Genomic DNA, 14,355 nt, shown 5'->3' with positions numbered 1-14,355 from the left:
GCTGGATAATCACTACTCCACGAATGCACCGGTATTTGTAGGGTAGTGATTATGTTGAGTAATCAGAACCCCACAAATATGCCGATATTCGCAGGGTTGTGATGAAGTTAGGGAATCACTACTCCAGTAATATGCCAGTATCTGCGGGGGTGTGATAAAGCCGAAAATTAATACCCCAAGGAAACGTCGATATTTCGTGGGTTGTGATAGTCGACGACTAGCTATGGTCGGGAAATGTAGGGAACCGCACAACTGCGGCGTGCGCTTCCGCACAGTCTAGTAGGATATCCGTGATTTGGTTATAAGGAGCAATACGTGAGCAATAAAAAATCCGTGGTGATTATCGGCGGCGGCCCTGCCGGCCTGACCGCCGCTTGGGAACTCATCAAAGATGGCGGCAGCGATACCTACGATGTGACCGTGCTGGAAGAAACCCGCGAATTCGGCGGTATTTCGCGCACCGTAAAGCACAACGGCAACCGTATGGATATCGGCGGTCACCGCTTCTTCTCGAAAGACGAGCGCGTGATGGACTGGTGGAAGAGCGTGCTGCCGCTGCAGGGCGCGCCCTCCTACGATGACAAGAAGCTCGGCCGCGAGCACGATATGGAGCCGGGCGGCCCGGATCCCGAAGTGGAAGACAAGGTGATGCTTAAGCGCCACCGCGTCTCACGCATCTATTGGAATCGTCGTTTCTTCGACTATCCGATTTCGCTGAGCCCCAACACCTTCAAAGCCATGGGTTTCAAGCTCACCATGGTGGCCGGCTTCTCTTACCTGAAGTCGATGTTCCACAAGCTGCCCGAAACCAACTTGGAGAACTTCTACATCAACCGTTTCGGCCGCAAGCTGTATTCAATGTTCTTCGAAGGCTACACCGAGAAGCTGTGGGGTCGTCACCCCTCTCAGATTTCCGCCGACTGGGGTGCCCAGCGCGTCAAGGGCTTGAGCATTATGGGCGTGCTGAAGAACGCCGTCGCCAAGCTGATGCCGAAGAAGCGTAGCAACGCTGAGGTTGAAACTTCGCTGATTGAAGAGTTTTGGTACCCGAAGTATGGCCCTGGCCAGCTGTGGGAAACCGTGGAAGCCAACTGCGAGGCCGCCGGCGTCAAGGTGCTTACCGACGCCAAGGTGATTGAGCTGCGTCAGTCCAATGGTGCGATCAGCTCTGTGGTCTATGAGGATTCCGAAGGCAACCGCACCGAACTGACCGGCGACCAGTTCATTTCGTCCATGCCGGTTAAGGATCTGGTTAACGCCATCGACGCGGCCGGTGCCGATGCCGAAGCCGTGGCCACTGGCTCCAAGCCCGCGCCCGCTGACATGACCGAAGTGGCCAACGGTCTGCCCTACCGCGACTTCGTGACCGTGGGCTTGCTGGTCAAGCATCTGCGTTTGAAGAACACCACCGACATCCCCACGCTCGGCAACCCGCCGATTGTGCCTGACTGCTGGATCTACGTGCAGGATCCGGGCTACAAGGTCGGCCGTCTGCAGATCTTCAACAACTGGAGCCCGTACCTGGTCAAGGATGTGGACGACACCGTGTGGGTCGGCCTCGAATACTTCTGCGAGGAAGGCGATTCGTTCTGGAATATGAGCGAAGAGGACGCCACCAAGTTCGCCATCTCCGAACTGACCCGCATGCGCGTAATCAACGGCCCGGACGATGTGATCGACTCCCATCGCGAACGTGTCAAGAAGGCCTACCCCGCCTACTTCGACACCTACGATCGCATGGGCGAGCTCGTCGAATATCTGGACGGATTCGGCAACCTCTACTGCGTGGGCCGCAACGGACAGCACCGCTACAACAACATGGATCATTCCATGGCCACCGCCATGGAGGCCGTCGGCAATATCAAGACCGGCAAAACCTCCAAGAAGAACGTGTGGTCCGTGAACACGGAGAAGTCCTACCACGAGTCGAAGTAGTCGGCTGTCAGCATTTTGAGTGCGGGGCGCGAAATCTCACTATCACACTGTGATCGGTGGTTTCGCGCTCCGCGCATATTCGAGCGTTTGCTAGAGCGGCGAAGACAATTGCTGAAACCTATCTGACTTCTGTTTCAAGTGTTGACTGATGTGTATGCTTAAAGAGACAAGGAGGTGAATGATATGCCCGATGTGCTGGACGTGGCGAATTTCTTTATCAGCGCCGCAGAGAGCGAAGGAGAGGATGGGGAGGGGGTCTCCAACCTGAAACTGCAAAAATTGCTGTACTTCGCGCAGATCGCCTCACTGCAGGAAACCAGAGCTCCTTTGTTCGATGATGATTTTGAGGCGTGGGATTATGGTCCTGTGGTGCCGAGTGTGTATAGGACATTCAAGGCAAATCATGGGGAACCTATTCGCGTGACGTATGGCCCGTTTGACCATACGAAGTTCACTGCTGAACAATATGATCTTCTGAACCGTGTGTATCGCCAGTATCGCCAGTATTCGGCCTATGGCTTGGCGAATATGACTCATCAGCCGGGCCTTCCTTGGAGTGAGTGTCGTGAGCATGGCGTATCGGTAATGGACGTTGAGATGTTGCGTCAGTGGGCACAAACCCATGATCCTGTGGTACAGCGTGCGGGCCGTCGTCATCCGAAACGTGTGAAGTACATTCCTTCCTCAGACGGGCATACTCGGCTGCCCGCAGAATTCATGGAGGATTAGTTCCATGATTCTGGCCATGCTTCGCTGTTGGGATATTCGTCGAGCTGATGTTAATTGGCTCGACGAGCCAAATCATTGGAAGCCTAGGCCTGTTATCCTTCTCGACCAAACCGATGATGGCAACGGTTGGTATGCCGTATACGTGACATCGAAAGTATCTCGGTACGCTCATCGCAGCGATGCAGTCAAGTTGGATTGGCGCAGGGAAGGTTTGGATCGGCCATCACTGGCATTGTGTGATGAAATCCTCATCATCAATAACGAGGATATTCATGAACGTCTTGGAATACTGACTCCTCGTGATGTCAACATGGTTGAAGACCGTGTGGAATGGGATGAATAGAAGGCATCATAATTTCGGTCTCGGGTCTCAGAACAAGTAGTGCGGAGGCCCAACTAGACCAGCTCCAACAGTAACGGTTCAACCGTCAGACTTTCTGATGCGGCGCTAGTGCAAGACGCGCGACCGCACGCGAACATGGCCCATCGTTGCCAACGACGGGCCTTGTTTTGCGTTGTCCGGGGATGCGCGCTAATGTGATGCTTGTTCGTTACAGCGCAAGGGTTTGCGCACGGACGTTCGTGCGCGGCGTGATGTCGCAATCATTCATAGAGCAAGGTCGTCGCCGTATGCCGTCGGCAGGTGCTATGGAAAGGGTTGAATCAGTGGCAAACAGCCAGAATCTTGAGGATATGAAGCTGCCTGAGCTTCGTGAGCTCGCTAAGCAGATGGGCCTTCGTGGCACCTCGACCATGCGAAAGCCCGCGCTTCTCGCCACGTTGCAGGCCGCGCGTTCAGGCGGCGAGGCTCCAGCCGGTGTGACGGTTCGTGCGCCAAAGACGGCGTCGAAAACCGCTGCCACCAATGCTCCGGAAACAACTGCCGAACCAGCGGCTCAGGATCAGCTTGACCTTCCCGTCTCTGCCACCGAAGCTGCCGCACCCGTAGAAATTCCGGTGCCCGCCGAGCAGGCGGCTGCCGGTAGCCTTTCCGATTCTGCGGAATCCACCGATGAAAACAGGAGCGCTGCCAAGGCCGATCGTTCCTCCGAATCCGTTGCCTCCGCTGAGCCCGCAGCGCCGGCTGCAGGCGCTCGCCGCACCCGCCGCAAGGCCATTAACCTGGATGATGTTAATCTCGACGGCATCGACCCGGTTGCCGATCGCCGCAGGGACGATGCGCAGGATGAGGCTCCGCGCCGCAAGATGCGCAAGCGCTCCGCCGAAGAGATGTCTGCCAAGGCTGACGATCTGCTGGCCACGCTTGATTTGGGCACTGATCCGGCCGATCGCCGCCGCGAGCGTCGTGACAATCGTCGCAATAACGGTGAGGAACTGCCGGGCATTCGTCGCGTGCGTGACGATGAGGGTGAGGGCACACGTCGCCGTCGCCGTCCGGCTGATGACAATATCGATGCTGTGCGTGACCTGGATGATATTCTCGCCACTCTGCCCAGCCAGAAGCACACCGAGCCGAGCGATGAGGGCGAGGCTGGTGAAGAGCGTGAGTTCACTCGCCGCACTCGCAACCGTGACCGTGGCGTCGCCGCCCATGACGAGCGCGCCGACCGTCACAACCGTCGTATGCGCGGCCGCGATGCCGGCGATGATGATCGCCGTCGTGACGATCGCGATATTCGCGATACCCGTGATACCCGCGACAATCGTCGCGAAGAGCCGGCGGAGGATATGGTGCCGGTGGCCGGCATCGTCGATGTGCTCGACTCCTACGCTTTCGTGCGCACCTCCGGCTATCTGCCCGGCCCGAACGACGTGTACGTTTCGATGGGCCAGGTCAAGAAGTATGGCCTGAGGAAGGGTGATGCCGTGCATGGCACCATCCGCGCCCCGCGCGAGAATGATCGCCGCAACCAGCGTCAGAAGTTCGTGCCGCTGCAGGCCATCGATTCGATTAACGGCATGAGTGTGGAAGAGGCGATGAACCGCCCGCAGTTCTCCAAGCTCACCCCGCTGTACCCGCAGGAGCGCCTCAAGCAGGAGACCACCGCCAACAAGCTCACCGGTCGCATCATGGACATCGTCTCGCCGATCGGCAAGGGTCAGCGTGGTCTGATCGTCTCCCCGCCGAAGGCCGGCAAGACCATCACCCTGCAGAACATCGCGAACTCCATCACCGCCAACAATCCTGAAGTGCATCTGATGGTGGTGCTGGTGGACGAGCGCCCCGAAGAGGTGACCGATATGGAGCGCACGGTGGCCGGCGAGGTCATCTCCTCCACCTTCGATCGCCCCGCCTCCGACCACACCACCGTTGCTGAACTGGCCATCGAACGCGCCAAGCGCTTGGTGGAGCTCGGCCAGGATGTGGTGGTGCTGCTCGACTCCATGACCCGTCTGGCCCGCGCCTATAACATTGCCGCCCCCGCCTCCGGTCGTATCCTGTCCGGTGGTGTGGATGCGCAGGCCTTGTACCCGCCGAAGAAGTTCTTCGGTGCGGCCCGCAATATCGAGAACGGTGGCTCCCTGACCATTATTTCGTCCGCGCTGGTGGAAACCGGCTCCAAGATGGACGAGGTGATTTTCGAGGAATTCAAGGGCACCGGCAATATGGAACTGCGTCTGAGCCGCGAACTGGCAGACAAGCGCCTGTTCCCGGCCATCGACATCAACGCCTCCGGCACCCGCCGTGAGGAGCTGATCACCAATCCGTCCGAACTGCCGGTTATCTATCGTCTGCGCAGGCTGCTGGGCGGTATGGAACCCGAGCAGGCCTACCAGACCTTGGTGCCGCGCCTCAAGAAGACCGCTACCAACCGCGACTTCCTTGCCGCGATTGTGCAGCAGGCCAACGCCGGCAACGCCACCAACGGCAACTGATCGCTGATCAAATCAATAATTGGCCGGTTGATGAAAGCCTTGATTTTTTAGGCTTCGTCAACCGGCCACTTTTTGTATGCATGCGCTTGAGATGAGAGATGGCCTGCCGACACCGTTCGCTTGTCGAGGCTGGCGTGCGCGGTGCGCGGGGCCGTTTGGTAGTAGGCTGGTGTTTATGAGCGATACGACAGGCAGCGACTGGCAGAACTCCACCATCGACGAGGCGCAGGCAGCGCAGCACCCCGAAACCGCGGCGGCTGTGGCATCTATTACCGCACTGCGCCAGACTATTGATAACGTCGATTCGGCGATTATCTCGCTGCTTGCCGAACGATTCAAAGCCACGTCGCGCGTAGGCGTGCTCAAGGCCCAGGCCGGTTTCGCGCCCGAGGATATGAAGCGCGAGGATTATCAGATCGAGCGGCTGCACCGCATCGCCGTGGACGCGGGGCTGGATCCCGATATCGCCGAAATGTACCGCGAATTCGTGGTTACTGAAGCCAAGAAGCGCCATGCACGCATCGCCGCTGCCGGTGGCGATCCCGGCGTGCTTGACGTATTCGCCTAATAGAGCCCTTATATACATATCTGATTCTTTACTGAATCTTTGCTGTGTTGCGAGCCGGTGCATATGCGCCGGCTTTTTTGTGCGCTAAATACGCGACTAGCGATAATGTCCCATGTTTTTTTGTGAATTTCACACTGGTTTCGGGGGTGTGGACGAAAGCCGATGATCTCGAAGCGAAGACCTTGCAGCCCTTATTTTCGAGGGCTTTAGCCGGTTGTTGGGGGGTGTGAAGGGGCTTGCGCATGGGGGTATCGTGAGTGGAATCTTTGCGCAGGCGTATGCGTGGGAAGTGAAGGAACACTTATGAAGCACAAGGCACAGCGAACGAAATTATCACGGGGGGGGTATCCATAATCGCGTTGTAACAACGGTGAGCGCGGTGGCGGTATCCATCGCGATGCTGTGGAGCGCATCTGTTGCGATTGCTGATCCTGCCTCCGGCGAAGAGTCGCTTCAGGAAACTACAAATACGTTGGTTGTATCCGATGACCAGACAAGTCAGACCGACCAGTCGGGGTTGGAGGTGCAAAGCAACGAATCGGATGCCGCATCCGATACCACCACTCAGCAGGATGATGTGTCCGCAACGGCTGACACTCAACTGCAGGATAGCGATTTTGATGAGTTCCGTGTTGAGGATACGGTGTCTCCGGCCGGTACGACAATCAACCTGTTCGACTATTGGAATGCGTCTAATCAGGGGGTGAGCAATGATTATGACACGTATATCAACAATGGTCATGCACTGAAGTTCTCGAGCAACTCCAATCCCAAGAACCATTTCTATTGCACGGTGGAAAAGACGGGTGAGGACGGCAAGCCCTTAACGGATGAGAAGGGTAACGTCTTAACGGAAGAAAAGCTATGCACCGAAGTGGGCAAGGATGCCAGTGTTCCGGATCGTGGTTATGCGAATTTCTGGACGGGTGACAGTACGGGGAAGAACACCAACAAGGAACCTTACGAGGAAGGCGAAGCCGGGCAGAACATCGATAGCTGGAAGTACGAACGGGGCGGCCCTCGCCAAGGCATCGTCGCGAAGGAACTCGGTGAGGATGGTTACCCGTATCTGTCCGGCACCGCCAACAACGAGGATGGTAACGATACGCCGGACGACGAGTCAGACGATTATGCGATGTTCCGTGACAAGGCCAGCACGAAGGCGGAAACCGGTGCGATAACCTCGGACGAGGATTCGACGGAGTCGTTGAGCTATCTGTTCGACGCGTCGAGGACCACGTCGGATGCGGATGGCATGAAGGCCTACAGCAGTGTGGGCAATCTGCTGCAGATTGATGACGAAGGTTATTACTACTACGACAGTAAGAAAAACTTCGCGTCGTACAATGAAAGCACCCACAGGTTCGATGTGTATGAGAAGGGTGCCATCACCAGTGGCGGCACCGGGGTGATGGATGGCACCCAGTTCTTTCCCTTCAACACCGCCAGCGAGGTGTTCGACATCAAGGACGGGGAGCTGGTGCAGAAGGATGACATTCCCAGATCCAATAGTTCTGATTGGAACCATCATTTCGGCATGACCATGTCCACACGATTCATCCAGCAGGATGGCGGCAAAGTCGGTGACAACGACATGATCTACGAGTTCGCTGGCGATGATGATGTGTGGATCTACATCGACGGAAAGCTGGTGGCCGATCTGGGCGGCATCCATGATCCTGCCGGCGTTACGATCAACTTCAAAGATGGAACGATCACGTACGGCGATGCCCTGAATAAAGACGGTTCGTTCAAGGAAGGGCGGACGAGGGTCGAATATCTTGACGAAGTGTTCGGGATTGATTCTGAGCAGGATGGCTGGGTGATAACCGACAATGGTCATTACACGTTCGCCGATGAGACATACCACACGCTCAAAATGTTTTATCTGGAACGTGGCGCGCAGGATTCCAACCTGGCGTTGAAGTTCAACTTGGTGACCGTGCCGCAGAGCGTGATTACCAAGGTCGATCAGTCCGGTGTCGGTGTCAAGGGCGCGGGCTTCGAGTTGTATGGCATTGGTTCGGATGGGCAAGAGAGCGACCAGCCAATTGCCTCGGGCTCGACCGATGATAACGGTAACCTGCTGCTGACGGTTCCGGGTGACGAGAACACCCCGCTTTCGTTCGACCAGATCTACCAGAATTCGGGGTATACGAAGTATGTATTGAAGGAGACCGTCACGCCGACGGGCTACCGTTCCTCCGGCGACATACGGTTGGACTACCATCCGCCGACTTCGAGCAGCAATTTGTACGGCGGCTATGTCACGTCGGAGACCCAGAAGTCGGAAACCGAGAAAAGCGACAACATTTGGAAGACCGGCGCCTACGCGAAGGCTGGTTTGCTGGTGTCCGCGCCGGAGAACGTGTACCTGTTGAAGGATCCAAATGATTCCACGGAACCTTCCGACACGCCAATCAGCAGCGATGCTCTGAAAAAAGGCACGTTGTTCGCCGTGGTGCTCAAGCGTACAGGGAATGATGGGGAACTTGGCGCTTCCACAAGCTGGAGCGTGGTGTCGGGCAACAGCCTTGAGGGCTATGAGCTGACTCATCTGACGGACGAAGATGCCATAGGGGATGTGGCCAAGGCGGCGAAGAAGGACGATACCGCGTATCAGTTCCAGATGACGACGGACAATTACCAGGCCACCATCCCGGAACTGCCCGGCGACATTGCCACCTACTACAACCTGTTGCATGACACCGGTGGAGATGAGTCGAAGACCCAGTACACGGTCGCCTACTACTTCACCGAAGGCGCACTGGCCGATGCGGATGGCACGAATACCCATCGTCTGTATATCGAAGGCAAGGATGCGGGCACGCAATGGACGCGTAGGTTCTCACTGAACTTGCATGTGCCGAACATCAAGAACCGGCTGTTCGTGCAGAAGACGGACGAGAACTGGACGCCTCTGACCGATATCGACAAGAATCTGACGATACAGTTCACACTGTATTCGGAGGATCAGGTCAATATCGATCAAAATACTGGCAAAGTAACTGCGAAGGATACAAATAAATACTACGATCGCGCGACCACCAAGCCCAATCTCGTCTTGGACAATGTGGGTGCCGATAGTGGCAAAACGCTGATGCGCAGTGCCTTGGTGTTCCCCACGGGCGACAACGTTCTTAAAGAGGGCGTGTACTACCTTATGGAGACGGGCGACCCGAATACGTACGGCTACACGAAAACCAATCAGGTCACCAAGGTGGTAGTCACCAGCGGCGGTGTGTATGCGGATGCCGGCACATCGAGTGTGGACGTCAAAAACGATGATGGCAGCATCAAGGAATATGGCGACGACGTACGTGTGTGGAAGGGCGTGGGCTCTTTGGTGCGTACCATGGCCGAGTTCGCCTCCGACGATGAATCCGATACCACGCTGCGCGACATCAAGGCCACGCTGCAGACAAGAGATGATGACCCCATTTGTACCGATGGCAAGTGTACGTGGTCGTCAGATTGGAGCGACGAGGACTCCCAGACGAAGTACCTGACGTATGACGCGAATGGTGCCGTGCTGCAATATCGTCCGACGGATGACAACGCCCCGAATTCATCGTTCGAGGATGTGTCGATGATGATCGACGAGGGCTGGTCGAACATGACTGTCACCCAGAACTATGAAGAGCACGAAGTCGACTCTTCCAAGAAGCAGAATCTTGTCAGCGGCGATCTTGGTCAGGTTGATTTGAGTGCTCTGTTCTCTGGCACCACCACCGTTCAGGTGCGCAACAGGGCGAACAAGTCCAACGTAAAGGTGCCACTCAAGGTGAAAAAGATCGTCGAGGGCGGTGATTGGGCGGTCGGTGACGAGTTCACGTTCAAACTGACGGCGGATCCTGCGCAGGCAACGGCTTCGAACGGCCAAAAGGTCACGGCGCCGCTGCCCATCGGCGATGGCGTGGAATGCGACTCGGATGAGGCTGCCGATGCCGAACGCAGTTGCACGGTGACGGTGACCAGACCGGAATCGGGAACCGAGGACGAGGTCTCATTCGGCGAGATCACCTTCACGACACGCCTGTTCCAGCGGACAGGTTGGCCGGAAGACGCAGACAAGAATGGAACGCCCCTAGAATTCACCTACACCATCAGCGAAGTTAAACCAGCCGAGGGTGCCGTTGATGGCATGACGTATTCGGAGGCCAGATACACGTTGAAGGTGGTTGTAACCCGCGATTGGGTGAGTGGCAAGGGCAGCAATGCTCTGACGGTTCGCGTGACGTTGATACGTAACACGGATGACGGCGGTGTAAGTGTTGACGGCGGTAAAGGCGAACTCATGTTCGATTCGCAGTGGGGTTTTGACGCCGATGAAACGGATCCCGCAGTGGCCGTCGCCGAATTCACGAATTCCTTCGGATTCCCGGTTTCATCCCTGCCATTCACCGGTGGTGCGACCGGACGCCAATGGCTGCTCTGGGGGCTTGCCCTGGCCGGCGCTTCGGTACTGGCGTGGCTGGCCTACAACGAGTGGTGCAAACGACATGGTTTGCCCTTCTCAATGATGTGATCAGCTTCATTTCTTAACCCAACACACCAACAACAAATAACCAATGAATAGGAGGAGAGGATTCTCATGAGAATGAGGAAACTTTTTGCCGGACTCGCCGCCGCGGCGACGATGCTGGGCGGCCTGGCACTTGGCGTATCGACTGCCAACGCGGATGATACGTTGGCAGTAACAGCCGACGAACTGGGCCAGACCCAGTCCATCGTGCTGCAAGGCGATGCCGCGCAGCTCAAAGACCACACCTTCAAGGCAGTGCTGCTCGGTGCGTATGACGGCGGCGAATGGACCGATGCCAGCAAGGAAACCCTGGCCAGCGTGTCTGTAAGAACCGAAACCAATGTGCTGGCCAAGGTCGAGAACGCACTGAAAACCATTGAAGGCGTTAAGGATGCTGATGACAAATTCATCAGCCCCGACATCATCGAAGGTGAGGGGACGGATGCCGTAACCATCAGCGGCACGGCATACAACGACTACAAGGCCAGCGTATACAAGGACAATCCGGTTGCGTTCATCGCCCGCTACTTCCTGGGCTATGAAGCAACGGATTCTGGCAACACGGACAACCGCGACACCACGTCATCCCTGAAATCCGAACATTACGCCGGTCTGCTGCGTGACCTCGTCGAAGTATTGGGCGATGGTGACGACACTGTGGGCAGTGTGTTCGAGGGCGTGGCCGACGCCACCACCGAATATGCGGAACGCGGCAAGGCGACCGTAACCATCAGCGGTCTGACGCCGGGCATCTACATCATCATGGATTCCTCCACCGGTGACGTTATCGAACCCTCGCAAGATGAGCCGTCCAAGTACACGGCCTCCATCCACATGCTGGTGGGAACCAAGCTTGCCGGCAAGGATCTCGAGCATCAGGAGCTTGGCGCAGTCGCCGTGAAGAACGAGCTGATCGAGGTGAACAAGGAGATCCTCAAAGCCAAGGGTGAGTACAACGAAGAGCCGGTGAACGAGTCCGACCAGAACGTGGGCGATGTCATCGACTACAAGCTGTCCACCAAGGTGCCGAACACCACCGGTTACGAAACCAAGTGCGGCACTGTCGACGCCGAGGCGGAGTGTGACGGCACGAATTATCTGAGCTATGTGCTGACGCTGAACGATACCCTTTCCAAGGGCCTGACCCTGAACGACAAGGTGACTGACACGGATCAGAGCCACACCGGCATCGTCGTGCGCGTAGCCAAAACGGACGATCCTGACCCGTCTGACGACGACGATTGGCTCACGCTGGCTGAGGATACGGATTATCTGATCACCATCAGCGATGTTGCCGATACTACCGGTGACTATGTTGGCGGCACACTGCTGCGCGTTGACCTGTCCAAGTGGATCAACAATACGATCGTTGGCAAGGAGAAAGGCAACGCGTACATCGGCAAGGAGATTCGCGTCGACTATTCCGCCACGCTGAACTCCGACGCGGTGATCGGCGTCGAGGGCAATCCGAACAAGGTCGATTTGACCTACTCCAACAAGCCGGACGGCGACTCCACCGGTACCATCCCCGGCCCGGAACCTGAGGTGTTCACCTTCGACTTCGGCTTCCAGAAGGTTGCGGCCTCCGATAACAGCAACCTGTCTGGCGCGAAGTTCTCCATCAAGGCACTTGACGGCAAGTATGCCGGCAAGTACCTGACCAAGAACGACAAGGGTGAGTGGGTGCCCACCCCTGCCACCGATTCCAAGGCCGAAGGCGAGACTCCGTACGAGTTCTCCGAAATTGCCGATTCGGATGGTCGCTTCTACTTCTCAGGTCTGGCAGCCGGCCAGTATGAGGTTGAGGAGACCACGGCACCGACCGGATACCTGCAGTCCGTCAAGCCGAAGACCGTTGTCACCATCACGTGGACGGGCCAGAACACCAAGCCGGAACCCGATGGCGCATACACGGTTGCGTTCTCCAAGGATGGTACATGGGATCTGATCACGCCATATCTCAGCGGTGACTCGCTGTCCACCGATATCGTCGAGGGCAACACCGCTGACCGTCCGCTGGTGAACATCAAGAACGCCAAGAACCTAACCGAACTGCCGCTTACCGGCGGCGCCGGCATCGCCCTATTCGTTGTAGTGGGGCTGTTACTCACAGGTGCGGCTGTTATGGTGTACGCCAAGATGCGTGGAACCATGAAGGCTCTTCGCGTCTGATGCGTTTGCGCTGACGCCAAACGCACGTGAGGGGCGAGCGGGAGACCGTTCGTCCCTCACGCATATTGGCCACAAAGCAGAAAGGAAGTGTTGTGTCTGCCGGTAGCCGAAAATTTGCGCCAGATGAAATGGCTTATTTAAGTATGCTACCTATTGTCAGTCGCGTGACTACCACGCGCATCAGTTACACGCGCGACTTCAAAGTCGATTGTCTTCGCGCGTATTTGGCCGGAGAATCTCCCTCCGCGATTTTTCGGCAAGTGGGGCTTGACCCTCTGTTGGTGGGGCCCAAACGCATCGAGCGATGCATAGCGCGGTGGAAACAATCGCCGGATCTCATGGATGAGGCTCGGGCCATTTTGGAGGGCAGGGCGCGCAGGCCATCGCTGGACAGCGCAAGAGTGCCTGTGTCTCCGTATGATGTCGCACGTGTTGCCCTGCCAAAGTCCAATGGTGCGCGCGTGGATCTGCGTGATTTGGTGATTTACCAGCAGTCTTTGCATATTCATGAATTGGAGCAGGAGTTGTGTCGGTATCGTTCTCGGGGTGCGGACGAGACCGAAGATGATGCTGAAAGCGTGAGTGGGGGCGAATCGGCAGTATGAGTTTCGAAGACGCCATAGATATCGCCGATTGGATGGACAGCCGGAGGCGGTTGCGGCGGCAGGTGACGGCGATGCGCGCGATAATTGCGGTATTGCTGATTGCCGCCGTTGCGGCGGTAGGGTATCCATTGGCGTTGCAGTGGCGTTCGGCGGGAGAATTGGCCGCCACGTCATCCGATGCGGCAGCTGAGGTGGCTGGGTGGCTATATCCGCAGGCGGAGGAGAGTCTGGCTGCCGCGCGGGAATATAATGAGCGGCTGGCCGAGCAAGGCCAGAATGTGTTGGGTGAGGCATCGGATCCATTCGCGAGTGTGGCGGGCGGTTCCCATGCGTCGGATGCCGAGGATTCCGCGGCAGAGCAGGATGAGGAATACCAGTCGCTATTGGATGCGGGCGATGGGGTGATGGGTTCCGTTCGTATTCCGAAAGTGTCGATTGAACTGCCGATATACCACGGCACCAGCGATATTGCATTGGCGCGTGGCGCCGGCCATTTGTATGGAACGTCGTTGCCGGTGGGCGGGGAATCGACGCATAGTGTGATCACTGGGCATCGCGGTTTGGTGGAATCGCTGATGTTCACGCGCATCGATGAGCTGCGCAAGGGGGATTTTGTCTATCTTGAGGTGATGGGGGAGACGCTCGCCTATGAGGTGGACGATATTGCGGTGATTGAGCCGGATGATGACTCCAAGCTGCGCATTGTGCAGGGCGAGGATCGTCTGACGTTGATGACCTGTACGCCGTATGGCGTGAATACGCATCGTTTGCTGGTCTCTGGCCACAGAGTGTCGATTCCCGACCCTGCCCCGGATCCTACGGATTTGCATGATGCGCGCACCCTCGGTATTTGGACAGGGGTCGGCGTGCTGGCCGTTGGGTGGACTGCTGTTCGTGTGGTGCGTCATGTGCGGCGTTCTAAGCGTGATGTGCTTGGTATCGCTCGGCATGCTGCCTGCTGATGCTGTGCTGCTGGCGTTGCT

Annotated in this window: 9 protein-coding genes; all 9 read left to right on the top strand. The window is 57.0% G+C overall.

Features of this window, described 5'->3' with window-relative positions; all coding sequences use genetic code 11:
• Window positions 1–315: 315 nt before the first annotated feature.
• The 9 genes from G1C95_RS02455 (at window position 316) to G1C95_RS02415 (ending at window position 14,334) form a co-directional block, all read left to right on the top strand.
• Window positions 316–1,935, top strand: a complete 1,620-nt coding sequence (locus G1C95_RS02455) for an NAD(P)/FAD-dependent oxidoreductase (protein WP_169171332.1) — start codon at window positions 316–318, stop codon at window positions 1,933–1,935.
• Between the two features lie 183 nt (window positions 1,936–2,118).
• Window positions 2,119–2,664, top strand: coding sequence for a Panacea domain-containing protein (locus tag G1C95_RS02450; RefSeq protein ID WP_169171331.1), 546 nt, complete (start codon window positions 2,119–2,121; stop codon window positions 2,662–2,664).
• 4 nt (window positions 2,665–2,668) lie between these two features.
• Window positions 2,669–3,007 carry a type II toxin-antitoxin system PemK/MazF family toxin gene (locus G1C95_RS02445; RefSeq protein ID WP_169171330.1) on the top strand — a complete coding sequence of 113 codons (339 nt, stop codon included), beginning with the start codon at window positions 2,669–2,671 and terminating at the stop codon, window positions 3,005–3,007.
• Window positions 3,008–3,330: 323 nt separating this feature from the next.
• Entirely contained in the window at window positions 3,331–5,502 is a 2,172-nt protein-coding gene (gene rho / locus G1C95_RS02440; RefSeq protein ID WP_335341390.1) for a transcription termination factor Rho, read from the top strand.
• Window positions 5,503–5,677: 175 nt separating this feature from the next.
• The gene (locus G1C95_RS02435; protein ID WP_169171328.1) at window positions 5,678–6,070 is read left to right on the top strand and encodes a chorismate mutase; all 393 of its coding nucleotides are present in this window, start codon (window positions 5,678–5,680) and stop codon (window positions 6,068–6,070) included.
• A gap of 379 nt (window positions 6,071–6,449) precedes the next feature.
• The gene (locus tag G1C95_RS12690; protein ID WP_169171327.1) at window positions 6,450–10,598 is read left to right on the top strand and encodes a Spy0128 family protein; all 4,149 of its coding nucleotides are present in this window, start codon (window positions 6,450–6,452) and stop codon (window positions 10,596–10,598) included.
• 72 nt (window positions 10,599–10,670) lie between these two features.
• The gene (locus G1C95_RS02425; protein WP_169171326.1) at window positions 10,671–12,767 is read left to right on the top strand and encodes a SpaA isopeptide-forming pilin-related protein; all 2,097 of its coding nucleotides are present in this window, start codon (window positions 10,671–10,673) and stop codon (window positions 12,765–12,767) included.
• A gap of 92 nt (window positions 12,768–12,859) precedes the next feature.
• Window positions 12,860–13,372: a hypothetical protein gene (locus G1C95_RS02420; RefSeq protein WP_169171325.1), complete on the top strand. Its 513-nt coding sequence runs from the start codon at window positions 12,860–12,862 to the stop codon at window positions 13,370–13,372.
• On the top strand, window positions 13,369–14,334 hold the full coding sequence (locus G1C95_RS02415; RefSeq protein ID WP_169171324.1) for a class C sortase: 966 nt from the start codon (window positions 13,369–13,371) through the stop codon (window positions 14,332–14,334). Before G1C95_RS02420 ends, G1C95_RS02415 begins: the two co-directional genes overlap by 4 nt.
• The last annotated feature ends 21 nt before the right edge of the window (window positions 14,335–14,355 follow it).

Origin of the sequence: Bifidobacterium oedipodis, from assembly GCF_012932425.1 — a bacterium.
Classification (GTDB): domain Bacteria; phylum Actinomycetota; class Actinomycetes; order Actinomycetales; family Bifidobacteriaceae; genus Bifidobacterium; species Bifidobacterium oedipodis.
Note: the sequence above shows the minus strand (reverse complement) of the source record. Positions and strands in the feature narration are given on the sequence as shown.

Excerpts from the sequence above, each read along its gene's own strand:
- G1C95_RS02445 (WP_169171330.1), top strand. The coding sequence starts at position 2,669 with ATGATTCTGGCCATGCTTCGCTGTTGGGATATTCGTCGAGCTGATGTT.
- G1C95_RS02425 (WP_169171326.1), top strand. The coding sequence starts at position 10,671 with ATGAGGAAACTTTTTGCCGGACTCGCCGCCGCGGCGACGATGCTGGGC.
- G1C95_RS02415 (WP_169171324.1), top strand. The coding sequence starts at position 13,369 with ATGAGTTTCGAAGACGCCATAGATATCGCCGATTGGATGGACAGCCGG.
- G1C95_RS02435 (WP_169171328.1), top strand. The coding sequence starts at position 5,678 with ATGAGCGATACGACAGGCAGCGACTGGCAGAACTCCACCATCGACGAG.
- G1C95_RS02450 (WP_169171331.1), top strand. The coding sequence starts at position 2,119 with ATGCCCGATGTGCTGGACGTGGCGAATTTCTTTATCAGCGCCGCAGAG.